The sequence below is a fragment of the Ruegeria sp. E8 genome (assembly GCF_056533985.1).
The window spans coordinates 627,917-651,515 of record NZ_JBQFOY010000001.1; the positions used below are offsets into that span (position 1 = coordinate 627,917).

The window sequence follows — 23,599 nt, forward strand, 5'->3', positions numbered from 1 at the left end:
TTTGCCCTTTTGAGATTCCCCTTTCACCGCTATATGGCCCTCAAAGCAAGCGCATTTGGAGACGTCATATGACCATCAAGGTCGGTATCAATGGTTTTGGCCGTATTGGCCGCTGCACCCTGTCGCACATCGCCGCCTCGGGGCGCAACGACATCGAAGTGATCAAAGTCAACGCCACCGGCCCGCTGGAAACATCGGCGCATCTGCTGAAATACGACAGCGTCCACGGACGGTTCCCGCGTGAAGTTTCCATCGAGGGCAACACCATGGATCTGGGCCGTGGCCCGATGCAGATGTTCTCGACCTACGACATGAACGAGCTGGACTGGGAAGGCTGTGATGTCGTTCTGGAGTGCACCGGAAAGTTCAACGACGGCACCAAGGCGAAAACCCATCTGGATCGCGGTGCAGGCAAGGTTCTTCTGTCCGCACCCGGAAAGAATGTCGACAAGACCATCGTCTTCGGCGTGAACCACAACACGCTGACCGCCAACGACAACATGGTCTCCAACGGATCCTGCACCACCAACTGCCTTGCTCCGCTTGCCAAGGTTCTGGACGAAGGTGTCGGCATCGAACACGGAATCATGACTACCATCCACGCCTATACCGGCGACCAGCCGACACTGGACCGTCGTCACAGCGATCTTTACCGCGCCCGCGCTGCCGCGATGTCGATGATCCCGACTTCGACCGGTGCGGCCAAAGCGCTGGGTGAGGTTCTGCCGAACCTGAAAGGCCGTCTGGATGGATCCGCCATCCGCGTCCCTACCCCGAATGTCTCGGCTGTCGACCTGACGTTCCGTGCCTCGCGCGACACCACGACTGCTGAAATCAACGCCATCGTCGAAGAAGCCGCCAAGGGCCCGATGCAGCGCGTTCTGGGCTATGAGCCCGCACCGCTGGTGTCGACCGACTTCAATCACACCGAAGAAAGCTCGATCTTCGCGCCGGATCAGACCCGCGTGGTCGACGACCGCATGGTCCGTGTTCTGGCATGGTATGACAATGAATGGGGCTTCTCGGTCCGTATGGCCGACGTTGCTGTTGCGATGGGCCGCCTTTAACTGACCCTTCGGACTTCGCTTGTACCTTGATGCCCGCTCAGGTTATCTGAGCGGGCATTTTTGTTCGGAACAGCCATGACCAATCAAATCGCTATCTGGCTCGGCCTTCTACTGCTTGGCGGCATGATGCTGGACATAGCACTGTATGGAACCGAGCATCTGCTGTTTCTCGGCAAGAAGCTTTACGACTTTCTGGACTGGCTCGCTTTCTGGCGATGATTGAGGTTTCTCTTGACTTTTTTGTTGATCTGGATTTGTTAGCGCTAACTTATCCATATGAGACATCTGAACGGAGCGGACCATGACCCTGAAATTGGCGATCAACGGATTTGGACGGATCGGGCGCGGGGTTCTGCGCGCGGTGATGGAAAGCGGACGCACTGATGTTGAGATCGTCGCGATCAACGATCTTGGCAAGCCTGAGATGAACGCGCATCTCTTTGAATTTGACAGCGTACACGGTCGTTACCCCAACCCGGTTACGCTTAGCGATGCTGGCCTGGATGTGGGTCGCGGTCCGATCCGCCTAAGCAGTGAGCGCAATCCCGAAGACCTGCCCTGGTCGGATATTGACGTTGTTCTGGAATGCACAGGCGTATTTCGGACCCGTGACGCAGCTGAACGTCATTTTAAGAACGGATCGAAGAAGGTTTTGATATCGGCTCCGGCAAGAGGTGACGGGAACGTGAAAACCATTGTCTTTGGCGTAAACGATCAGGAACTGACAGCCGAGGATCTGGTCGTCTCAAATGCCTCCTGCACAACCAACTGCTTGTCTCCGGTTGCCGCGGCCTTGGATGCGGGCCTTGGGATCAAGCACGGCAACATGACGACCGTTCACGCCTATACCGCCAGCCAGCCAGTGCATGATCTGGTCGGGAAAGACCCCTATCTGTCGCGCGCCGCAGCCCTATCGATGATCCCGACAACAACCGGTGCCGCCGCCGCCGTTGGGTTGGTGCTGCCGCAGTTGAAAGGGAAACTGACCGGTCAGGCGATCCGTGTCCCAACCCCGAATGTCTCGGTCGTTGATCTAGTGGCCGAGGTCTCACGCCCCACGACCGAGGAAGAGGTCAACCAGTTGTTCCTCGACGCCGCTGCCAAAATCCCCGGCGTGCTGGCTGCGGAAAGCCGCCCGCTGGTTTCCGTTGACTTCAACCATGATCCGCACAGCTCGACAGTTTCGCTGGCCGAAACCAAAGTCACCGACGGCACGTTGGTCCGAGTGCTGGCCTGGTATGACAACGAATGGGGTTTTTCGAACCGAATGCTGGACACGGCCGCCGCAATGGGCGCCCTAGCCTAACCGTTCTTTCAGCGCTGTGTTGACGCTGGGCGTGACGAATTTCGACACGTCCCCGTTCAATCGGGCGATTTCCTTCACCAGTTTCGAGGCAATCGCCTGATGCCGGGCTTCGGCCATCAGAAAGACGGTTTCAATCGAATCGTCCAGGGCGCGGTTCATACCGACCATTTGAAACTCGTACTCGAAATCGGCAACCGCACGCAGACCGCGCACGATGATCTGCGCCCCTACATCCCGCGCACAATCGATCAGAAGGTTTTCAAAAGGATGCGCAACGATTTCGGTTCCGGTCTGCTGAGAGAGCTGGGCGCATTCAGCTTCGATCATGGCCACACGCTCTTCCAGCGAGAACAGAGGGCCCTTATCGCGATTGATGGCAACGCCGATGACCAGTTTGTCCACCAAAGCAGCCGCCCGACGGATGATATCGATGTGTCCCATGGTAATGGGATCGAAGGTTCCAGGATATAATCCAACCCGCATCGCGCCCTCCTGCGCAACAATATTTCTGCGCAAGCAAACATAACTTTGCTGCAGGTGCAAGTGGTTGCTGCGGTAACCCTTGCCGTTAATGCCCCATAATCATGCCTTCAAGGGCGTCTTTTTCCATGGCCAGTTCGGCCAACTGGGCCTTCACAACGTCCCCAATGGTCACAATGCCGATCAGCTTGCCGTCTTCAACCACCGGCATGTGGCGAAACCGCCCTTCGGTCATGCGCGCCATAATGTCCTGAACCGTGGCCTGGCGGGTCGTCGTGATCAGATTCTGCGTCATGTAGGATTCCACCGGCTGGTTCAGACAATTGCTGCCGCTGGCCGCCAATTCGCGAACAATGTCACGCTCGGACAGGATGCCCGACGCAGTTTCACCACCGTCTTCAGAAATTATGACCGTCCCGATCCGGTTTTCCGCAAGAATCTTCGAGGCCTCCGAGACTGTTGCCGTTGGCGCAACCGTCACAACGCCGTCTGTCGCTTTGGACTTCAGGATGGCCTGTACTAACATGAAGAATACCTCCGGAATAATAACACTTATTCCAAAACGTTGCGCGATTGCTTTGACCTGTCAAGCGTCGGCATCTGCTTCCAAACGAAGCACTTCCTCGCGAATGCCACGTGTCAGGGCGTCCGCAAAGCGGTTCAACCGTTCGTTGCGCTGATCTCCCTCATGCCTCACCAGATAGAAGCTGCGCGTCAAACTCACTTGATCCGTCAGGATTTTCCGCAGGTCGCGGTGGAAGGGCAGCGTGAAGTCATGGGCCACACAAACCCCGGAACCCAACGAGACTTGCCGCAATTGCACCGAGACCGAGTTCGATGCAAGCGCGACACGGTCAACACCTATGTCGTTCAGGTAATCCAGCTCTCGGTCAAAGATCATGTCGGGAATATAGCCGATCAACCTGTGCCCTTTCAGGTCTGCAATTGATTGAATCGGATCATGTCTTTCCAGATATTCCTCGGTCGCGACCATGTGCAGTTTGTAGTCGCTGACTTTTTTCACCAGCAATTGACCGGCCGTCGGCGCGCTGACTGTCACCGCCATATCCGCCTCGCGTCGGGACAGGTTGATCACCCGTGGAAGCGCCAGGATCTGTATGTCCAAATCAGGGTTCGCATTACTGATCTTTGCGCAGACCTGAGGCAGCAGGTAATTGGCGCTGCCATCCGGTGCGCCGATCCTGATTTGCCCGCTCAGCGATTTCGTCGACCCGGCCACGGCCCCGGCAGCCGCGCGCATGGCTTCTTCAGCGTGCAAACCGTGTTCCAACAGGCGTTGCCCTGCTGGGGTCAGCACGTAGCCCTGTTGCGATTTGGTGAACAAAGACGAGTCCAGCGTGGACTCGAGCCGGGCCACACGGCGCCCCACAGTTGCCGGGTCGATTTTCAGGATACGCCCGGCGGACGACAAGCTTTCCTCCCGCGCCACGGCCAGAAATATCCGCATATCGTCCCAGTTTGGAGTCACCCCATACCCCTTTGCATTTTTGCAAAACTCTTTTGAGACATTGCCTCTGTTCGTGGGATTTCTGCAAGCCTATTCTGCGCGCAAATCTATCGGAGGAGCTATTGATGCAAGATCTGACCCATTTCCTGAACGGCGAAATGGTCGCCGGAACATCCGGCCGTTTCGACGACGTCTACAACCCCGCGACGGGTGAAGTTCAATACAAGTGCCCGATGGCCAGTGCAGCGGAAACCACCGCAGCCATTGAAGCCGCAGCTGCCGCGCAGCCCGCGTGGGGCGCAACCAACCCTCAGAAACGTGCCCGCGTCATGATGGCCATGGTCGGCCTGATGAACCGCGACATGGATAAGCTGGCCGAAGCGCTGAGCCGTGAGCACGGCAAAACCATCCCTGACGCGAAGGGTGACCTGCAGCGCGGACTGGAAGTGATCGAGTACTGCATCGGCGCCCCGCAGATGCTGAAAGGTGAATTCACCGACAGCGCTGGCCCCGGCATTGACATGTATTCGATGCGTCAGCCGCTGGGTGTTGTCGGCTCGATCATGCCCTTCAACTTCCCTGCAATGATGCCGCTTTGGCACGTTGGCCCGGCGCTGGCCTGCGGCAATGCCGTGGTACTGAAGCCGTCCGAGCGTGACCCCTCGGTGCCGCTGATGCTGGCCGAACTTTTTGTCGAAGCTGGCCTGCCCAAAGGCGTGTTCCAGGTCGTGAACGGCGACAAGGAAGCTGTGGACACGATCCTCGACAGCGAGATCATTCAGGGCGTCAGCTTTGTCGGCTCGACCCCGATTGCGCAGTACATCTATTCCCGCGCAACCGCGAACGGCAAACGTGCGCAGTGCTTTGGCGGCGCAAAGAACCACATGATCGTTATGCCCGACGCGGATCTGGATCAGGCTGCCGACGCGCTGGTCGGTGCCGGGTTCGGTGCTGCAGGTGAACGTTGCATGGCTATCTCGGTTGCGGTGCCGGTTGGTGAAGAAACCGCGGACGCATTGATCGAAAAATTGATCCCGCGCGTCGAAAAGCTGAAGGTTGGCCCCTACACGGCTGGCGATGACGTCGACATGGGCCCGGTTGTGACCGCCGCCGCGAAAGAGCGTATCCTCGGCCTGATCAACTCGGGCGTGGAACAGGGCGCAAAACTGGTCGTCGACAATCGCGACTTCAGCCTGCAAGGCTATGAGGACGGCTTCTTTGTCGGCCCGCACCTGTTCGACCATGTCACCCCCGACATGGACATCTATAAACAGGAGATCTTTGGCCCGGTCCTGTCGACTGTACGCGCCGGGTCGTATGAAGAAGCACTGAAACTGGCGATGGATCATGAATACGGCAACGGCACCGCGATCTTCACCCGTGACGGTGACACGGCCCGTGACTTTGCCAGCCGGATCAATATCGGCATGGTCGGCATCAACGTTCCAATCCCGGTTCCGCTGGCTTACCACACCTTTGGCGGCTGGAAGAAATCGATGTTCGGTGACCTGAACCAGCACGGTCCTGACAGCTTCAAGTTCTACACCCGCACCAAAACCGTGACCTCGCGCTGGCCGTCGGGCATCAAGGAAGGTGGCGAGTTCAACTTCAAAGCCATGGACTGATCCAAAAAACCACAAGTTTTGAAACCCGGCCCAGTATTGGGCCGGGTTTTTCGCATCTTTCCGCCGAAAACCCGGCCAAGGTGCCCTGTTCACAAGAAATTCAGTTTTGAAGCTCTGGAAAAACGCAGCCAAGGTAAATATTTTGGCGCCAAAGTACGTACCGAGCAGTTAATTTACCGGAGGCAACCTTGTCCCAATCCCGCATGACCCGTCGTTCCGCCCTGCTGGGCGCTGCCTCACTGGTGGCGACCCCTGCCCTTGTTCGGGCGCAAAGCACAGATGCTTTCCCGACCACGGAAGATGCCATCAGCACCCAATTGCCGGTACGTCGCAATGTGTCATCGTTCTCGCAGCAAAACTGGCAGGACCATTTTGATGAGCTTGGCGTCGGTTGTCTGTTGGCCGATATCACCAGCCGCGCTGTACATTTCTGGGCCCCCGACGGCACGTATAGACTGTACCCAAGTTCCGTCCCCATGAGCGAAGAACTCACCAAGCGCGGATACACGAAAGTAATGCGTAAAACCGAGTTCCCAAGCTGGACTCCGACTGCATCCATGCGCGAACGGGATCCTACGCTACCGGTGCGGATGGAAGGTGGCGATCCGGGCAACCCACTGGGAACCCGTGCCATGTATCTGGGCTGGCCCGCTTATCTGGTTCACGGCACGCATGACACGCGCAAGATCGGTCGTCAGAGCTCGTCTGGCTGCATCGGCCTTTATAATCAGCATGTCGAGGAGCTGTATCCTCTGGTCCAGATCGGAACGCAGGTTCGTCTGGTCTGATCTACCGGTGTTGAAACGAAAAAGCCCCGAACCTTTGCCGGGGCTTTGATGTTTTAGAAGGCTGCAAAGTTATTCCGGCAGAATAACTGCATCGACCACGTGAATCACCCCGTTGCTGGCTTCAATATCCGCCTGCACAACCTTGGCATCATTCACTTTTACGCCGTTCCTGGCATTGACGCTCAAACGCTCACCCTGAACGGTCAGAACCTTTGCGCGCTTGCCGGCGATATCTCCGGACATCACCTTGGCCGGAACGACGTGATAGGTCAGGATCGACACAAGCTGATCTTTGTTTTCGGGTTTCAACAGCGTTTCCACTGTGCCTTCGGGCAAAGCAGCAAAGGCTTCATCCGTGGGCGCGAAAACGGTGAACGGACCATCCCCTTTGAGGGTGTCAACCAGACCTGCGGCCTGAACCGCGGCGACCAAAGTGTTGAACGACCCGGCAGCAACGGCGGTGTCGACGATGTCAGCGGCCTGCGCCTTGAGTGGCATTGCAAGTGCAAGTGCGGCGGCTGCGCCCATGAATGTGCGACGGAACATAGCTGTCTTCTCCTCTCCAGCGTGTTATGGAAAGGGGTACGGACCTTTTGCCGCCGTGGATCACTCGGCGATCAATTTTCTTTGAGTTGCACCCAGATGCTCTGCGCGCGTCCTTCAGCCAGAAACGGCAACGCGGCGACGGCGTCCGGGCGATCCTGTTGCAGGAAGTATCCCGGCCAAAGCATTGAATACGCTCCAGATTGCAGCAATGCGTGCAACATGTACTGCTCACCCCAGCCCGGGCAATCGTAGAAGAACCGCTTGGGGTATTCGTAGGGCAGAAAAACATCGTGCACATGGACCACCACGCCGGGTTTCAGCGTTGGAATGATGCGGCAAAACAGGTGGGCGACGTCATTGCTCATCCGAACGACATGGCTGGAATCGATGAACAGAACGTCTCCGGCCTCCAGTTCTGCGAACAGTGCCGGGTCGGTCTCCTCAAGGCGTTTCTGCTCGAATTTATCGACTACGTGGGCGATGTCGGCGCGAGGGTACGGGTCGATCGCGGTGATTGTGGTGTCCAAATCACCATCGATAATCGCTTGCCGGGTCACACGGGTGGAATTGCCACATCCAACCTCGATCACCCGTTTGGGCTGAAAGCGGCGGATCATCAGATACAATGCGTCCGCATCCGGGCTGTCATAATAGCCATTGCCAGTGCGATAGCCGGTCTGATTGCGCGCGGGATCTTTTAGCGCCTCCAAAGCTGCCTTGTGACCCTCGTATTCAGCCACAAGCTGAGAGATGTCGAACCCTTCCATGCCGGGCGACAATGCGTAGGCGGGACGCGTTAGGCCACCGGCCGCCTCAAAGGCTTCCAGTCGCGCCCGTTCATCCTGTTCCGTGACTTTATCCACCAGTTTCACCCCCAACTCCTCAAGGGCGGCGTTGATCTTTGGGAATTTTCTGGGTTTCACGGTACTGGCTCCACGGTCTTACCTACGCCCGTTCCATACCGCTGCTGACCATAGCTCTGCAAGGACAAGCCGGGCAAACCCTTGGCAAAAAGCGAAATTCCGTATTCACTGCTTGGAACAACAACCGCGAGGGCCACCATGCAGCCGGACTTCACATTGGGGATCGAGGAAGAATACCTTTTAGTGGACCGAGACAGCCTTCAATTGTCCGAAGCTCCCGAGGCGCTAATGGATGCCTGCCAAAGTGATTTCGAAGGCCAGGTCAGCCCCGAGTTCCTGCAATGCCAGATAGAGGTCGGCACCCGGCCACACACCACCGTCGCATCGGCGCGAGAAGACCTGAAGCGTCTGCGCTCGTGCGTGTCGAAACGGGCCGCCGAATACAATCTGGCCCCCATCGCCGTGTCCTGCCACCCATTCGCCAACTGGAAGGACCAGCATCATACCCGCAAAGAACGGTATGACGCGCTGCAACATGCGTTGGGCGGTGTTGCCCGCCGGATGCTGATCTGTGGGATGCATGTGCATGTGGGGGTCGCTGACCCTGCCCTGCGGGCCGATCTGATGCCGCAGCTGTCATATTTCCTGCCGCATCTTTTGGCGCTGTCCACATCGTCACCCTACTGGAATGGCGAGGATACCGGCCTGTCTTCTTACCGGCTGACAGTGTTCGATAACCTGCCCCGCACCGGGCTGCCCCCGGTCTTCGCCAGTTGGGGCGAGTATGAGCGGACCACAGGTATTCTGGTCGAGCTTGGGGTGATCGAAGACACGACCAAGATCTGGTGGGACCTGCGCCCCTCGCACCGTTTTCCGACATTGGAAACACGGATTATGGATGTGCAGCCCCGGTTGGAACACACTTTGTCATTGGCGGCGCTGACGCAGGCCCTGACCCGGATGTTGTGCCGCCTGAAAGACCGAAACCTGCGCTGGCGGCAATATGATCGTTTTCTGATTGGTGAAAACCGCTGGCGTGCGCAGCGATATGGCGTGGGCGAAGGGCTGATAGACTTCGGTGACCGCTCGGTGAAACCCATGTCCGAATTGATCGGTGACTTGATGGGATTGCTGGCCGAAGACGCCGAGGCCTTGGGCACCATGACCGAACTTGCCCGGCTACGGCAGATTGCTGAAAACGGCACCTCGGCCACGCGTCAGCGCCGTGTACATGCCGAAGCTGCGGCCCGCGGGGACGACCCGGGACAGGCCGTCGTCCGCCATTTGATCGAAGAATTCCATGCTGATCTTTGATCAGTAGCGGCAAATGTTCCCAACGCCGCAGGGCCATTGTTGAGCCTGCAAAATTTCTGTAAGAATTCAGAAATAAACAACCGTTCAATTCATTGCCGACGGGAGGGAGCGCCATGGATTTCGCACTCAGCGAGGAACAAACAGCCATATTCGACATGGCATACGCGTTTGGGCAGGAAAACATCGCACCCTTTGCAAGGCAGTGGGAATCCGACGGCACCATTCCCAAAACCCTGTGGCCGCAGATCGGAGAGCTTGGTTTCGGGGCGCTTTACGTTTCCGAGGACAGCGGAGGCTCGAACCTGACCCGGCTGGATGCAACGCTGGTGTTTGAGGCCTTGTCGATGGCCTGCCCTTCTGTCGCCGCCTTCCTGTCGATCCACAACATGTGCGCCAAGATGTTGGACAATTTCGCGGGTGACGACCTGAAGGCGCGCGTCATGCCCGATGTTCTGAGCCTGAATACGGTTCTCAGCTATTGCCTGACCGAGCCTGGTTCAGGTTCGGACGCGGCGGCGCTGAAAACACGCGCTGAACGTACGAACGAAGGATATACGTTGAACGGCACCAAGGCGTTCATATCGGGCGGTGGGTATTCCGACGCCTATGTCTGCATGGTACGCACCGGTCAGGATGGCCCCAAGGGTATCTCGACCGTTTATGTCGAAGACGGCACACCGGGTCTGAGTTTTGGCGCGCTGGAGCAGAAAATGGGCTGGAAAAGCCAACCCACAGCGCAGGTTCAGTTCGACGATTGCAAAATCCCGGCTGGCAACCTCGTGGGCACCGAAGGCGACGGGTTCAAATATGCCATGATGGGCCTGGACGGCGGGCGGCTCAATATCTCGGCCTGTTCCCTCGGGGCAGCTCAGGCGGGGCTGGATATGACATTGCAATACATGTCCGAGCGAAAGGCATTTGGCCAATCCATCGACCAGTTCCAGGCGCTTCAGTTTCGTTTGGCGGATATGGAGATCGAATTGCAGGCCGCACGTACCTTCCTGCGCCATGCAGCATGGAAACTGGACAACGGCGCGCCCGACGCCACGAAATTCTGTGCCATGGCCAAGAAATTCGTGACCGAGACCGGGTCGAAAGTCGTGGATCAGTGCCTGCAATTGCATGGCGGGTATGGCTATCTTGCGGATTACGGCATCGAAAAGCTTGTGCGCGATCTTCGCGTGCATCAGATATTGGAAGGCACCAATGAGATCATGCGCGTGATCGTTTCACGCCAGATGCTCGCCAACCGCTGAGGCCCCTATGTCAGACATCGATATCCGCACCACAGGCCGGGCCGGACGCATCACCCTGACCCGTCCCCACGCACTGAACGCGTTGAGCTATGACATGTGCATGGCCATCGACACAGCGCTGCGCAACTGGCGTGAAGACGATGCCGTTGACCTGATCATCCTTGACGCCGAGGGGGAAAAAGCGTTCTGCGCCGGCGGCGACATTGCCGAACTGTATGAGACCGGAACCAAAGGCGACTACGCGTATGGTCAGAAGTTCTGGCGTGACGAATACCGCCTGAATGCTCTGATCTTCGAATACCCCAAACCGGTCATCAGCTTTCTTCAGGGTTTCACCATGGGCGGCGGTGTCGGTATCGGCTGCCACGGCAGTCACCGCGTAGTCGGGGAAACTTCCCGGATTTCGATGCCGGAATGCTCGATCGGGTTGGTGCCGGATGTCGGCGGATCGCTGATGCTGGCGCTCGCGCTGGGGCGATTGGGTGAGTATCTAGGGACTACAGGATTCAGAATGGGGCCTGCGGATGCGATTCTTGCGGGGTTTGCGGACCATTTTATTCCTCAGTCGCAATGGTCCGATCTGATCGAGATGCTGGAGGCGTCTGGCAACGCTGAACTGATAACCGACCATGCCCAAACACCACCCGATGGCGAATTGGCCGGATTGCAGGCCAAGATCGATCAGCATTTTTCCGGAGAAACACTAGGTGACATCCTGACCAGCCTGCGCAGTGATGAGCAGGAGTTTTCAGCGAAAACGCTGCGGGCGATGCAGAAGAACGCGCCGCTATCCGTGGCTTGTACAGTTGAGATGCTGCATCGTCTGCGCGGTCCCTCTCTGAACATGCGGCGCGCGTTGGACATGGAATATCGCTTTACCCACCGGTCGATGGAGCATGGCGATTTTCTTGAGGGCATCCGCGCACAGATCATTGACAAAGACCGCAACCCGAACTGGCAGTTTCCCGACATGAACGTCCCTTTGGTGGCCGTGTCGAAGATGTTGCAACCGCTTGGTGCGGACACCCTGACTTTCGAGGAGGACTAAGAGATGCAGATCGGTTTCATAGGGCTGGGAAACATGGGCGCCCCCATGGCGGTCAATCTGGCAAAGGCCGGGCATCAGGTTCTTGGTTTTGATACGGCAGGCGTAACCGTGGACGGCGTTACGCAGGCCGAAACGGCCGCCGAAGCCGTTACCGCGGCGGACGCCGTTATCACCATGCTGCCAAACGGGGCGATCCTCCGGTCCGTTGCGGATCAGATCATTCCAGCCATGGCGAAGGGTGCCGTGCTGATCGATTGCTCGACAGTCGACGTGGACAGTGCACGCGCCGTTGCAGAACAGGCTGAGGGCGCCGGTCTGCTGTCGGTGGATGCGCCGGTTTCCGGCGGTATTGGCGGCGCTGCTGGTGGTACACTGACCTTCATGGCCGGCGGATCGGAAGCCGCCTTTGCAAAGGCAGCCCCCTTGTTCGACATCATGGGCCAAAAGGCGGTTCACTGTGGTGAAGCCGGGGCCGGTCAGGCTGCGAAGATCTGTAACAACATGATCCTTGGCGTCACCATGATCGCCACTTGCGAAGCCTTTGCTTTGGCGGACAAGCTGGGTCTGGACCGCCAGAAAATGTTCGACGTCGTCAGCACGTCGTCTGGCTATAGCTGGACAATGAACGCGTATTGCCCCGCCCCCGGAGTAGGTCCACAAAGCCCGGCCGACAATGACTACACGCCCGGTTTCGCGGCCGAGTTGATGCTGAAAGACCTGCGTCTCAGCCAGCAGGCCGCAGACAGTGCAGATGCGGATACTCCGATGGGACAGGTCGCGACTGCTTTGTACGAACAATTCGTTGAGAACGAAGACGGATTGGGTATGGATTTCTCTGCTATGTTGCCACGGTTCGAAAAGCGCGGACGCGAATAAGGAAATGGGCGGCCTTTTGCCCAGTCGTTTGACACACACTGGGCAAATAGCCATCTAAACTGTCATGTTCCAAGGCTCCGGCGGCCTGTTTGCAAGGAAATGCGGCATGACAAAGTTCTTAGTGATGACGGCAACGCTTGCCGCAATGGCGATAGCTCCGGTTGCAGCCGTGGCCAAGAACAAGCACGGGCATTGCCCGCCAGGGCTGGCCAAGAAATCCGTTCCGTGTGTGCCGCCGGGACAAGCGAAAAAAATCTATCGGAATGGTGACTTTATCCGCGACGATTACCGCTGGGTCGACAATCCGTATCGCTATGGGCTGAACCGAGACTATTCCTACATTCGCGCAGGTGATTATGTCTATCGCGTCGATCCAGACACACGCAAAGTTCTGAACCTGATCGGCGCGGTGGCTGACATCCTCAACTAAGGGTCAGCCCACCGCCTTATTCAGCCGCTACCCGTGCGCCTTCAAGCATCGGTTTCAAGTAATGCCCAGTATGGCTGCGCTCGACCTCAGCCACGTCTTCGGGCGTTCCGGTTGCTACGATCTCACCCCCTCCGTCGCCGCCTTCCGGGCCGATATCGATGATATGATCCGCAGTTTTGACCACGTCCAGATTGTGTTCGATCACAACGACGGTGTTACCCTGATCAACCAGTTCATGCAGCACTTCCAACAGCTTGCGCACATCTTCGAAATGTAGGCCGGTCGTTGGTTCGTCGAGAATATAGAGCGTCCGTCCGGTTGATCGTTTCGACAGTTCCTTGGACAGCTTCACACGCTGCGCCTCGCCGCCGGACAGTGTGGTGGCCTGTTGACCAACCTTGATGTAACCAAGCCCGACACGCGCCAGCGCATCCATCTTGTCACGGATTGACGGTACGGCTTTGAAGAACTCTTGTGCATCTTCCACTGTCATATCAAGGACATCGGCGATGGATTTGCCCTTGAACTTGATCTCAAGCGTCTCGCGGTTATAGCGCGCGCCCTTGCAGGTTTCGCAGGTGACGTAGACGTCCGGCAGGAAATGCATCTCGATCTTGATGACACCGTCGCCCTGACACGCCTCACACCGGCCGCCCTTGACGTTAAAGCTGAACCGCCCCGGCTTGTAACCGCGCGCCTTCGCCTCGGGCAAACCGGCGAACCAGTCGCGGATCGGGGTGAAGGCCCCGGTGTAAGTCGCTGGATTTGAACGCGGAGTTCGCCCAATAGGCCGTTGGTCGATATCAATGACCTTGTCCAGATGCTCCAGCCCCTTGATCGTCTCGCAAGGTGCAGGGGTTTGCCGCGCCCCGTTCAGGCGCATCGAGGCGGTCTTGAACAAGGTCTCAATCGTCAGGGTCGACTTGCCGCCGCCGGACACCCCCGTCACACACACGAACTTGCCCAACGGAAAATCAGCCGTGACATTTTTGAGGTTGTTCCCCGTCGCCTTAACAACAGACACCTTTTTCTTGTTGCCCTTCCGCCGCTCAACCGGAACCGCAATCTCGCGCGTGCCCGACAGATACTGCCCCGTGATCGAAGCCGCATCCGCAGCGATGTGTTCTGGCGTCCCGTGACTGACCACCTGTCCGCCGTGAACACCGGCGCCGGGGCCGATGTCAAAGACATAGTCCGCCTCTCGGATAGCTTCTTCGTCATGTTCGACGACGATCACCGTATTGCCCTGATCCCGCAGGTTCTTGAGTGTCCCCAGCAGCCGGTCATTGTCGCGCTGATGCAAACCGATTGAGGGTTCGTCCAGAACGTACAACACACCAGTCAAACCGGACCCGATCTGGCTGGCCAGGCGAATACGTTGGCTTTCCCCACCCGACAGTGTTCCACTCGAACGGGACAGCGTAAGGTATTCCAATCCAACATTATTCAGGAAACCAAGCCGCTCGCGTATCTCTTTCAAAATCGCCCGCGCGATCTCGTTCTTCTGCACGCTCAAATGGTTCGGGGCATCTTCGACCCACGCCAGCGCCTCTCGAATCGACATCCGGACAACCTGACCGACATGGAGCCCGGCGATTTTGACAGCCAGCGCTTCTTCCCGCAGACGATACCCGTCGCAAGTGCCGCATGGGCGGTTGTTCTGGTAACGCTCGAACTCTTCGCGAATCCACGCGCTATCGGTCTCGCGATAGCGGCGTTCCATGTTCGGAATCACCCCTTCGAAACTGCGCGTGACCTGATAAACGCGCCCGCCTTCGTCATAGCGGAACTGAATCTCTTCATTCCCAGACCCGCGCAGAAAAACCTTCTGCACTTTCTGGGGCAAATCTTTCCATGGCGTGTTCTTGTCGAACTCGTAATGGCGTGCAATCGCCTCGATGGTTTGCAGGAAATAGGGTGATTTTCCCTTGCGCCATGGCGCGAGGGCCCCGTCATACAGTTTGAGCGTCTGATCCGGGACAACAAGGCGTTCATCGAAAAACAGCTCAACCCCAAGGCCATCACAGTCCGGACAGGCCCCGAACGGGGCGTTGAACGAAAACAGCCTAGGTTCGATTTCGGGGATTGTGAAACCGCTGACCGGGCAAGCAAAGTTTTCGCTGAAGGTAATGCGCTCTGGCTCTCCTTCCCGCGGTGCGGTTTCCAGAATCGCGATACCGTCCGCCAGATCAAGGGCTGTGCGCAGACTGTCGGCCAGACGCGTTTCCATCCCCTCGCGAACGACGAGGCGATCAACCACGACGTCAATGTCATGGCGGAACTTCTTGTCCAGCGTGGGCGGTTCGTCCAATTCGTAGAACTCTCCGTCGACTTTCACACGCTGAAAGCCTTGTTTGCGCAGTTCGAGGAATTCCTTTTTGTATTCCCCCTTCCGGTCCCGCACGATAGGAGCCAAGAGATAGCCGCGCGTCCCCTCCTCCATCGTCATGATGCGGTCGACCATGTCCTGCACCTGCTGCGCTTCGATGGGCATACCGGTGGCTGGGCTGTATGGCGTCCCGGCACGCGCGAATAACAGGCGCAAATAGTCGTAGATTTCTGTGACGGTACCGACGGTCGAGCGCGGGTTTTTGGACGTTGTCTTTTGCTCGATCGAAATCGCGGGGGACAGGCCGCTGATGTGATCCACATCCGGCTTTTCCATCATGTCCAAGAACTGGCGCGCATAGGCCGACAGGCTTTCGACGTAACGGCGCTGGCCTTCGGCATAGATCGTATCAAAGGCCAAGGACGACTTACCCGAACCCGAAAGCCCGGTGATCACCACCAGCTGATCGCGAGGGATGTCTACGTCGATGCTTTTGAGGTTATGCTCGCGCGCGCCGCGCACCTCGATATTTTTCAGCTCAGCCATTTTGGCCCCCAACACACAAGTGTCTTAGAAATAGGCGAGCGGCACTGAGTCTCCAACAAAAAAGTTAGAACAAAGTGTGAACTATCGGTTTATTGCCGACATCTACTGACACCAACACCCCAACCCGATGCCTGCCCTCACAAGGAGGTTGAACTTTCATCGTGTTTTTGGGAAATGGCGCGGTTGACGGGGCTCGAACCCGCGACCCCCGGCGTGACAGGCCGGTACTCTAACCAACTGAGCTACAACCGCGCATCTATTTTCGTGGCCTTTGCCCTGGACCAAGGAGTGCAGCGATGGCGCGGTTGACGGGGCTCGAACCCGCGACCCCCGGCGTGACAGGCCGGTACTCTAACCAACTGAGCTACAACCGCCCGCTGCACGTTCATTGCTGAACGTTTGGGTGTATTATGGCTACGGTCGGGCAGCGTCAAGCTGCGTTTTCAAGTTTTTTGCCAGATTCCAGAATTTTGTTCGCAAGCCGGATTTTCGACCCCGCGAGGGGTTCAATTTCCCTTGCAGCCGTAGATCAGGCGCGATATCACCCGGCCCCATGGGTGATTAGCTCAGTGGTAGAGCGCTTCGTTCACATCGAAGATGTCAGGAGTTCAAATCTCTTATCACCCACCATTTTCAGATACAGATTACGCTTGAAATTGAGGGGCTTGCCAGCGCCAGATCTCGTTGACTATCGTACTTTACCGGCCAAATCCTGAGCCGGTTGCAAAGTCAGAGGTCATCATGTCAGAGCTAAAGCGGGACATCGGTCTGATCGGGCTGACCTTCATTTCGGTTGGAGGAATCATCGGCTCAGGCTGGTTGTTCGGCCCCCTTCTGGCAGTTCAGCACGCCGGACCTGCGGCCATCCTCTCGTGGCTGATCGGTGCAGGTGCGATGTTCATCCTCGCGATCACATTTGCGGAAATTTCGGCCATGCTGCCCATTCCCGGCGGGATCGCTCGAGTTCCGCAGTTTTCGCATGGCAATATCGTGTCGATGGCCATGGGTTGGACCGCCTGGATCGGTTACAACACAACCGCCCCCATCGAAGTCGAGGCGATGCTGAAGTATCTGGCCCCCTACGCTCCCTGGCTGCACGCCGCAGACACCGGCGATTTGACCGGAGCCGGCGTCTTTGTCGCACTCGTATTCATGCTGCTATTCGTTGCCGTTAACGCGCTTGGCGTCAAATTTTTCACGCGGGTCAATGCGGCGCTGACATGGGCCAAGATTGCCATTCCGGTGGTTCTGTCTGTATTGCTGATCGCCAACCGATTTAACGCCGACAATTTCACACGTCCGGATGGGTTTGCCCCTTACGGGTTGCAGGGAATCATGGCTGCTGTTTCGACCGGAGGCGTCATTTTCTCGTTCATAGGCTTCCGCCATGTGGTTGATATGGCGGGTGAAGTGCGAAATCCGAAATTCGCGATTCCCGCCGCTCTGGTCTTGTCGATCATCCTTTGCGCCGCAATTTACCTTGGCCTACAGGTGGCCTTCATCGGCGCGCTGGACCCCGCCTTGCTGTCCAAAGGCTGGGCGCAATTGAGTTTTGGCGGAGAAGGTCCCCTGGACGCCCTAATCATGTCCGTTGGATTGGTCTGGTTCCTCAGCTTGCTGAATGTTGGTTCTGTCGTCGGCCCCTTTGGCAACGGTTTGGTCGCGACAGGGTCGAATGCCCGGATTTCCCTCGCCCTTTCCCAGAACGGTTTTCTGCCAAAGCGGCTGCAAATCTTGTCTTCGTTCGGTGTCCCGGTCTGGGCCCTGGCATTGAATTTTCTGATCGGAACGCTGTTCTTGCTGACGGTCCCGTTTACCACCGTCATTGCACTTAACGGAGCGGCTATCGTTTTGTCCTTCGCCGTCGGCCCAATTGCCGTTGTCTGCCTGAGGGATCTGCTGCCGGACCAACCCCGGTCGATCCGCATTCCGGCGGTGCGTCTGGTGGCATTGACGGCCTTCGCCATTGCAACATTGATCGTCTATTGGAGCGGATGGGACACCGTCTGGCGCCTTGGTATAGCTCTGATCGTCGGGAAGATTTTGCTACTCATCCGATTCCGTGGGCGATTGGATGAAATGGATCTGACCGAAGCCGTTTGGCTGATGCCGTATTTTGCGGGACTTGGATTGATCTCCTTTCTCGGGCAATTCGGCACGGGGTCTTTGAAACAGATCCCATTTGGGTGGGACATTCTGCTGTGCATTTTGTTTTCCGCGATCATCTTCGTGTTGGCTATACGTTCAGCGCTGTCAGACGAAAAATTTATGAAATACATAGCGGAAGAAGAAATACTTGATCCAAGGCGCCCCGTCATAGGGCTATGAAAAAAGGCAGAGCAATGCTCTGCCTCTTCCCGGATTCGTGTTACGCAACTTCTAGTGCGCGGTAGCTGACGCGTCTGCGGATATGGCCGAAGCGGCAGCAGCTGCCGCAGCTTCTTCGGCTGCTTCATCCCATTCGATTGGCTCTGGCTTGCGCACCAACGCTTGTTCAAGAACTTCCGAGACGTGTGTGACCGGAATGATCTCCAACCCTTCTTTCACGTTGTCCGGGATCTCGGCCAGATCCTTTTCGTTCTCTTCCGGGATCAGGACGGTTTTGATGCCACCACGCAGGGCTGCCAGCAATTTTTCCTTCAAACCGCCAATCGGCATCGCATTACCGCGCAATGAGACCTCGCCCGTCATGGCGATGTCCTTGCGCACCGGAATGCCGGTCAGAACCGAAACGATCGATGTCACCATCGCCAGGCCTGCGCTTGGACCATCTTTCGGTGTCGCCCCATCCGGCACGTGGACGTGAATATCCAGCGTGTCGAACTTCGGCGGCTTCACCCCGATCTGAGGCGAGATCGACCTCACATAAGACGAAGCCGCATCGATGGATTCCTTCATCACATCGCCCAGCTTACCAGTGGTTTTCATCCGACCCTTGCCAGGCAGTTTCAGCGCCTCGATATGCAACAGGTCGCCGCCCACGGAGGTCCAGGCCAGACCGGTGACAACACCGACCTGATCGTCCTGTTCGGCCAGACCATAGCGGAACTTGGGCACGCCAAGGAACTCATCCAGATTGTCGGGCGTTACCGAGACGGTTTCGGCCTCTTTCTTGATGATCTTGGTCAGCGACTTCCGCGCCACCTTGGCGATTTCCCGTTCAAGGTTCCGCACGCCCGCCTCGCGGGTGTAGGTGCGGATGATCTTTTGCAGCGCCTCATCGGTCAGTTCAAATTCCTTGGCTTTCAGACCGTGGTTTTTGACCTGCTTGCTGATCAGGTGCTGCTTGGCGATCTCGCTCTTTTCCTCTTCGGTGTAACCAGCCAGAGGGATGATCTCCATCCGATCCAGCAGAGGCCCAGGCATGTTATAGCTGTTCGACGTGGTCAGGAACATCACGTTGGACAGGTCATATTCGACCTCAAGGTAGTGGTCCATGAACGTGCTGTTCTGTTCCGGATCCAACACTTCAAGCATCGCCGAAGCCGGATCACCACGGAAGTCCTGACCCATCTTGTCGATCTCGTCGAGCAAGATAAGCGGGTTCGTGGTTTTCGCCTTTTTCAGCGCCTGAATGATCTTGCCGGGCATCGAACCGATATAGGTCCGACGGTGGCCGCGGATCTCGGATTCGTCGCGCACGCCGCCCAGCGAGATGCGAATAAATTCGCGCCCCGTGGCCTTGGCAACGGATTTACCCAGCGAGGTCTTACCCACACCCGGAGGGCCAACCAGGCACAGGATCGGACCCTTCAGCTTTTTCGAGCGCTGCTGCACCGCCAGATACTCAACGATCCGCTCCTTGACCTTCTCAAGGCCATAGTGATCGGCATCCAGAATTTCCTGCGCGCGGCCAAGGTCTTTTTTGACACGGGATTTGGTGCCCCATGGCAGCGACAGAATCCAGTCCAGATAGTTGCGTACGACGGTTGCTTCGGCCGACATCGGCGACATGTTCTTGAGCTTCTTCAGCTCGCCTTCAGCCTTTTCAAGCGCTTCTTTCGACAGCTTGGTCTCGGCGATCTTGGCTTCCAGTTCGGCAACCTCGTTGCTGCCGTCCTCGCCATCGCCAAGTTCCTTCTGAATGGCCTTCATCTGCTCATTCAGATAATATTCTCGCTGGGTCTTCTCCATCTGGGATTTGACGCGGGTCTTGATCTTTTTCTCGACCTGCAGAACCGACATTTCGCCCTGCATCAGGCCATAGACCTTCTCAAGCCGCTCGCTGACAGAAAGCGTCTCAAGCAATTCCTGCTTTTGCTCGACCTCAATGCCCAGATGGCCCGACACCAAATCCGCCAGCTTGGCAGGCTCGGTGGATTCTCCGACAGCGGTCAGAGCTTCCTCGGGGATGTTCTTGCGAACTTTGGCATAGCGCTCGAATTCGTCCGCAACGGTCCGCAACAAGGCTTCGGTTGTTGTCACGTCACCGGGAATTTCGGTCAAATACTCAGCGCGGGCTTCGAAAAACTCTTCGTTTTCAAGAAACTCGGTGATCTGAACGCGCGCCTGCCCTTCGACCAGCACCTTCACGGTGCCGTCAGGCAATTTCAGCAGTTGCAGCACGTTGGCCAGAACGCCGGCTTGATAAATACCGTCTTCATCCGGGTCATCGACGCCGGGATCAATCTGACTGGACAGCAGAATTTGTTTGTCATCCTGCATCACCTCTTCCAGCGCGCGAACCGATTTGTCTCGGCCCACAAAAAGCGGCACGATCATGTGCGGGAACACCACGATGTCGCGCAGCGGCAGGACGGGGTATGAGGAATTCAGAGGCTCTTGCATGCTCTATCCTTATCATTGGCAAGACGGCACTTGTCCCTCAATGAGGCAACATTCGGCCATCTCCTGTCTTGGACGATAAAGGTGGGGCCTCATCGCCCTTTTTCAACCTTACCGCCGTGTATCGTGTGTCAGCATGAACCGAGGTTTTCGGGACTGCAAGACGTCCCGAAGACATATCCACTGAATTTCGTGCAACTTGCATAAGCAACGCGCAATTCAAGGATCAAAACACCCGTTGGACCGCACGCGACAGGAAGAAACCGTGGCCGTCAAGGTTGCGACATTCCAAGCCTTTCTTGGAAGAGCTGCACGTGAACCCTCCAAACTGACCGGTGACACCATATTCCGCACGGTCCCAACCGTCGCGGTTTCGACTCAAGGGCTGGCACAGCATTTCCACAGGGCCGGTGTCGAACATCAGGAAATCATGCCCCCAATCAGATTGACAATTTCCGGGGCGCGGCAACGCGGGCGGGCCGTATTTTTCTATGATCGTGCACTGGATATCTGAAGATTGCGCACTTTCCCCCACTGAACACTGAATGTTTTCGGATGGGGTTTCAAAGGTCCAGACGTCTGAAATGGCAGGTGTCGCGCAGAAAATTGCTGCGCCGATAATAAGGCGAAACATAAAAAACTCTCCGGGTCACGAACTAAAATAGTATTGCTTGAAGTGGCCCCAGAATACCGGAAAGCCACGCAATTGTCACCCGAGAGGGAGGATTACAAGGGCTCGATATCGCCTTGCGCGCGCTGCGCGTGGAACTCGGCCTGCCACGCGTCAAAGGTACCTGCGGCAATCGCCTCGCGCATGCCCTGCATGATTTCCTGGAAGTAACGCAGGTTGTGCCAGGTCAGCAACATGCCCGAGATCATCTCGTTGGCGCGGAACACATGGTGCAGATAGGCGCGCGAATAATTCGAGCAGGCTGGACATGTGCAGTTTTCATCCAGCGGGCGCGGGTCGTCCGCATGGCGCGCGTTCTTGATGTTCACCACGCCATGGCGGGTAAAGACCTGCCCGGTGCGACCCGATCTGGAAGGCAAAACACAATCCATCATGTCAATGCCCCGCGCAACGGCGCCGACGATATCGTCCGGCTTTCCAACGCCCATCAGATAACGCGGCTTATCGGTGGGCAGGAAATCGGGGGCATAGTCGAGGCAGTCAAACATGGCATCCTGCCCTTCGCCCACGGCCAAACCACCAACGGCATACCCTTCGAAACCAATGGATTTCAGAGCTTCTGCGCTTTCTTCGCGCAGGTCCTGTTCAAGACCACCTTGCATGATGCCAAACAGGGCGTGCCCCGGACGATACCCAAACGCGTCACGAGACCGTTCTGCCCATCGCATCGACAACCGCATGGACTCGGCGATGCGGTCGCGGTCTGCGGGAAGCGCAGGGCATTCGTCGAAGCACATGACGATATCCGAACCTAGCAGGCGCTGAATCTCCATTGACCGTTCAGGGGTCAACTCATGCTTTGACCCATCGATATGAGATTTAAAGGTCACGCCCTTTTCGGTCATCTTGCGAAGACCGGCCAGCGACATGACCTGAAAGCCCCCCGAATCCGTCAGAATGGGCCGCTCCCAGTTCATGAACTTGTGCAACCCGCCCAGACGGTCGATCCGTTCTGCCGTTGGACGCAGCATCAAGTGATAGGTGTTGCCCAGCAGGATATCCGCCCCGGTGGCCCGAACACTTTCCGGCATCATCGCTTTGACCGTGGCCGCAGTTCCCACTGGCATAAACGCCGGCGTCCGAACGTCCCCACGCGGCGTTCTAATCACACCGGTGCGGGCCTTGCCGTCATTGGCCTTCAGTTCAAATGAGAATTTCTGGGTCATGTCATCGCCTTCGGATCGCCGAACCGGGCAGGATTTGCCCGATCCGATCAGTCTTTGCAACCCGTCAGGGCAAGGATGCGACGCGTTCGGTAAACAGGCGCACGACCCCTGCCCCGTCCACATCACGACAGACACGCACCACAGGACGCGTCGGGTCAGGTTGTGTCGCACCCATCCGGTCGCCCTCGGTCACAACGCGCAACCCCGTTTCGACCATGTCGAACATAGTGCCATGCGAACAGGCGATCACGGCGGTTGAATCGTGCAGACCGCACCCCTCCAATCCGCCGACTTCCTTGTAGAATTTCAGATAGAACCGCGAAATATCCCGCAGGAAAGACCCCATGTCGGGCGATCTCTGCGCCAGAGATTCGAAATCCGCAGTTTCGTACAGCGTTTTCAGTGTGACATCCAAGCCAACCAAAACAGTCTCGGGCGGAGCGGAAAAGACTTCTTCGGCAGCAAGCGCATCGTGATAGATGTTTGCCTCGGCGTGTTCGGTGATATTGCCCGGGCAATACACTGCACCGCCCATGATCACCAATTGACCAAGATTATTGGCAAATTCCGGGTCCAGCCGCATGGCGTTGGCAATGTTGGTCAGCGGTCCAACCGCGCAAACAACCAACTCTCCCTTATGCGCTTGTGCCATCTCAACCAGAAACTCTGCCGCGGACAGATCGTGGTTCTTTCCGATCTCGGGTATCTCGGTCAGATCGCCAAAGCCTTCGGGCCCGTGCACATGTTCAGAGGGCGCATGGGTATCTGCCCCCAGCGGGAAAGACGCGCCTTCTGCAACCGGCAGGTCGAGGCCCAGCTTGTCCAACAGGAACCGCGCATTGCGGCTGGATTGGTGAACATGCGTGTTTCCGAACACTGTCGTCAGACCAATCAGGTCAAATTCGGACGCAGCAGCGGCATAAGCGATCGCCATGGCATCGTCGATGCCGGGATCAGTATCGATAATCAGTTTCATGCCCGCCCGATACCGCAAACAAACCGGGATGCAAAGGAG

Annotated in this window: 21 protein-coding genes and 3 tRNA genes; 12 read left to right on the forward strand and 12 right to left on the reverse strand. The window is 57.2% G+C overall.

The features are described 5' to 3' along the window. Positions 1-68 precede the first annotated feature (68 nt). The 3 genes from gap (ACR0LF_RS03185) (at position 69) to gap (ACR0LF_RS03195) (ending at position 2,373) form a co-directional block, all read left to right on the forward strand. Entirely contained in the window at positions 69-1,067 is a 999-nt protein-coding gene (gap, locus tag ACR0LF_RS03185; protein WP_480574847.1) for a type I glyceraldehyde-3-phosphate dehydrogenase, read from the forward strand. A gap of 75 nt (positions 1,068-1,142) precedes the next feature. Further along, complete coding sequence (locus tag ACR0LF_RS03190) at positions 1,143-1,286, forward strand: hypothetical protein (protein ID WP_480574850.1); 144 nt, start codon at positions 1,143-1,145, stop codon at positions 1,284-1,286. Between the two features lie 82 nt (positions 1,287-1,368). Continuing rightward, entirely contained in the window at positions 1,369-2,373 is a 1,005-nt protein-coding gene (gene gap, locus ACR0LF_RS03195; protein WP_480574853.1) for a type I glyceraldehyde-3-phosphate dehydrogenase, read from the forward strand. On the opposite strand, the gene coaD is transcribed toward gap (ACR0LF_RS03195), so the two are convergent. The 3 genes from coaD to ACR0LF_RS03210 form a co-directional block, all read right to left on the reverse strand. Then, a complete protein-coding gene (gene coaD, locus ACR0LF_RS03200; protein ID WP_480574856.1) occupies positions 2,365-2,856 on the reverse strand; it encodes a pantetheine-phosphate adenylyltransferase in 492 nt (163 codons plus the stop codon). The two genes, gap (ACR0LF_RS03195) and coaD, sit on opposite strands and share 9 nt — an antisense overlap. An 85-nt stretch (positions 2,857-2,941) precedes the next feature. Then, positions 2,942-3,379 (reverse strand): CBS domain-containing protein, encoded by a 438-nt coding sequence (locus ACR0LF_RS03205; RefSeq protein ID WP_480574858.1) that lies wholly within the window; start codon positions 3,377-3,379, stop codon positions 2,942-2,944. Between the two features lie 60 nt (positions 3,380-3,439). Beyond that, positions 3,440-4,321, reverse strand: coding sequence for a LysR family transcriptional regulator (locus ACR0LF_RS03210; RefSeq protein WP_480576170.1), 882 nt, complete (start codon positions 4,319-4,321; stop codon positions 3,440-3,442). A gap of 125 nt (positions 4,322-4,446) precedes the next feature. Between ACR0LF_RS03210 and ACR0LF_RS03215 the strand changes: the two genes are divergently transcribed. Beyond that, the gene (locus tag ACR0LF_RS03215; protein ID WP_480574861.1) at positions 4,447-5,946 is read left to right on the forward strand and encodes a CoA-acylating methylmalonate-semialdehyde dehydrogenase; all 1,500 of its coding nucleotides are present in this window, start codon (positions 4,447-4,449) and stop codon (positions 5,944-5,946) included. Positions 5,947-6,149: 203 nt separating this feature from the next. Further along, positions 6,150-6,734: a L,D-transpeptidase gene (locus ACR0LF_RS03220; protein WP_480574864.1), complete on the forward strand. Its 585-nt coding sequence runs from the start codon at positions 6,150-6,152 to the stop codon at positions 6,732-6,734. A 69-nt stretch (positions 6,735-6,803) separates the two neighbouring features. Here the strand turns inward: ACR0LF_RS03220 and ACR0LF_RS03225 are convergent, their stop codons facing one another. Together ACR0LF_RS03225 and ACR0LF_RS03230 are read right to left on the reverse strand one after the other, a co-directional pair. Further along, complete coding sequence (locus ACR0LF_RS03225; protein WP_480574867.1) at positions 6,804-7,280, reverse strand: fasciclin domain-containing protein; 477 nt, start codon at positions 7,278-7,280, stop codon at positions 6,804-6,806. Between the two features lie 71 nt (positions 7,281-7,351). Then, positions 7,352-8,203: a class I SAM-dependent methyltransferase gene (locus ACR0LF_RS03230; RefSeq protein ID WP_480574870.1), complete on the reverse strand. Its 852-nt coding sequence runs from the start codon at positions 8,201-8,203 to the stop codon at positions 7,352-7,354. 138 nt (positions 8,204-8,341) lie between these two features. Between ACR0LF_RS03230 and ACR0LF_RS03235 the strand changes: the two genes are divergently transcribed. The 5 genes from ACR0LF_RS03235 (at position 8,342) to ACR0LF_RS03255 (ending at position 13,067) form a co-directional block, all read left to right on the forward strand. Continuing rightward, positions 8,342-9,457 carry a carboxylate-amine ligase gene (locus tag ACR0LF_RS03235; protein ID WP_480574873.1) on the forward strand — a complete coding sequence of 372 codons (1,116 nt, stop codon included), beginning with the start codon at positions 8,342-8,344 and terminating at the stop codon, positions 9,455-9,457. A 113-nt stretch (positions 9,458-9,570) separates the two neighbouring features. After that, positions 9,571-10,713: an acyl-CoA dehydrogenase family protein gene (locus ACR0LF_RS03240; RefSeq protein ID WP_480574876.1), complete on the forward strand. Its 1,143-nt coding sequence runs from the start codon at positions 9,571-9,573 to the stop codon at positions 10,711-10,713. 7 nt (positions 10,714-10,720) lie between these two features. Further along, positions 10,721-11,761 carry an enoyl-CoA hydratase/isomerase family protein gene (locus ACR0LF_RS03245; RefSeq protein WP_480574879.1) on the forward strand — a complete coding sequence of 347 codons (1,041 nt, stop codon included), beginning with the start codon at positions 10,721-10,723 and terminating at the stop codon, positions 11,759-11,761. A gap of 3 nt (positions 11,762-11,764) precedes the next feature. Continuing rightward, the gene (gene mmsB, locus ACR0LF_RS03250; RefSeq protein WP_480574882.1) at positions 11,765-12,637 is read left to right on the forward strand and encodes a 3-hydroxyisobutyrate dehydrogenase; all 873 of its coding nucleotides are present in this window, start codon (positions 11,765-11,767) and stop codon (positions 12,635-12,637) included. A 106-nt stretch (positions 12,638-12,743) separates the two neighbouring features. Next, positions 12,744-13,067 carry a hypothetical protein gene (locus tag ACR0LF_RS03255; protein ID WP_480574885.1) on the forward strand — a complete coding sequence of 108 codons (324 nt, stop codon included), beginning with the start codon at positions 12,744-12,746 and terminating at the stop codon, positions 13,065-13,067. Positions 13,068-13,083: 16 nt separating this feature from the next. Here the strand turns inward: ACR0LF_RS03255 and uvrA are convergent, their stop codons facing one another. From uvrA to ACR0LF_RS03270, 3 genes are all read right to left on the reverse strand, one after another. Continuing rightward, positions 13,084-15,942: an excinuclease ABC subunit UvrA gene (gene uvrA, locus ACR0LF_RS03260; RefSeq protein ID WP_480574888.1), complete on the reverse strand. Its 2,859-nt coding sequence runs from the start codon at positions 15,940-15,942 to the stop codon at positions 13,084-13,086. A gap of 175 nt (positions 15,943-16,117) precedes the next feature. Then, positions 16,118-16,194: transfer RNA gene (locus tag ACR0LF_RS03265), tRNA-Asp, on the reverse strand. A gap of 45 nt (positions 16,195-16,239) precedes the next feature. Continuing rightward, positions 16,240-16,316 (reverse strand) — tRNA-Asp (locus ACR0LF_RS03270). Positions 16,317-16,497: 181 nt separating this feature from the next. On the opposite strand from ACR0LF_RS03270, the gene ACR0LF_RS03275 reads away from it, so the two are divergent. Together ACR0LF_RS03275 and ACR0LF_RS03280 are read left to right on the forward strand one after the other, a co-directional pair. After that, positions 16,498-16,572 (forward strand) — tRNA-Val (locus tag ACR0LF_RS03275). 111 nt (positions 16,573-16,683) lie between these two features. Continuing rightward, positions 16,684-18,270, forward strand: coding sequence for an APC family permease (locus ACR0LF_RS03280; protein ID WP_480574891.1), 1,587 nt, complete (start codon positions 16,684-16,686; stop codon positions 18,268-18,270). Positions 18,271-18,321: 51 nt separating this feature from the next. On the opposite strand, the gene lon is transcribed toward ACR0LF_RS03280, so the two are convergent. The 4 genes from lon to ACR0LF_RS03300 form a co-directional block, all read right to left on the reverse strand. Beyond that, on the reverse strand, positions 18,322-20,730 hold the full coding sequence (lon, locus tag ACR0LF_RS03285; protein ID WP_480574894.1) for an endopeptidase La: 2,409 nt from the start codon (positions 20,728-20,730) through the stop codon (positions 18,322-18,324). 223 nt (positions 20,731-20,953) lie between these two features. After that, positions 20,954-21,361 (reverse strand): DUF6636 domain-containing protein, encoded by a 408-nt coding sequence (locus tag ACR0LF_RS03290; RefSeq protein WP_480574897.1) that lies wholly within the window; start codon positions 21,359-21,361, stop codon positions 20,954-20,956. 92 nt (positions 21,362-21,453) lie between these two features. Further along, positions 21,454-22,584 carry a tRNA guanosine(34) transglycosylase Tgt gene (gene tgt / locus ACR0LF_RS03295; RefSeq protein ID WP_480574900.1) on the reverse strand — a complete coding sequence of 377 codons (1,131 nt, stop codon included), beginning with the start codon at positions 22,582-22,584 and terminating at the stop codon, positions 21,454-21,456. A 64-nt stretch (positions 22,585-22,648) separates the two neighbouring features. Then, positions 22,649-23,560, reverse strand: coding sequence for a nucleoside hydrolase (locus ACR0LF_RS03300; RefSeq protein WP_480574903.1), 912 nt, complete (start codon positions 23,558-23,560; stop codon positions 22,649-22,651). Positions 23,561-23,599: the final 39 nt, after the last annotated feature.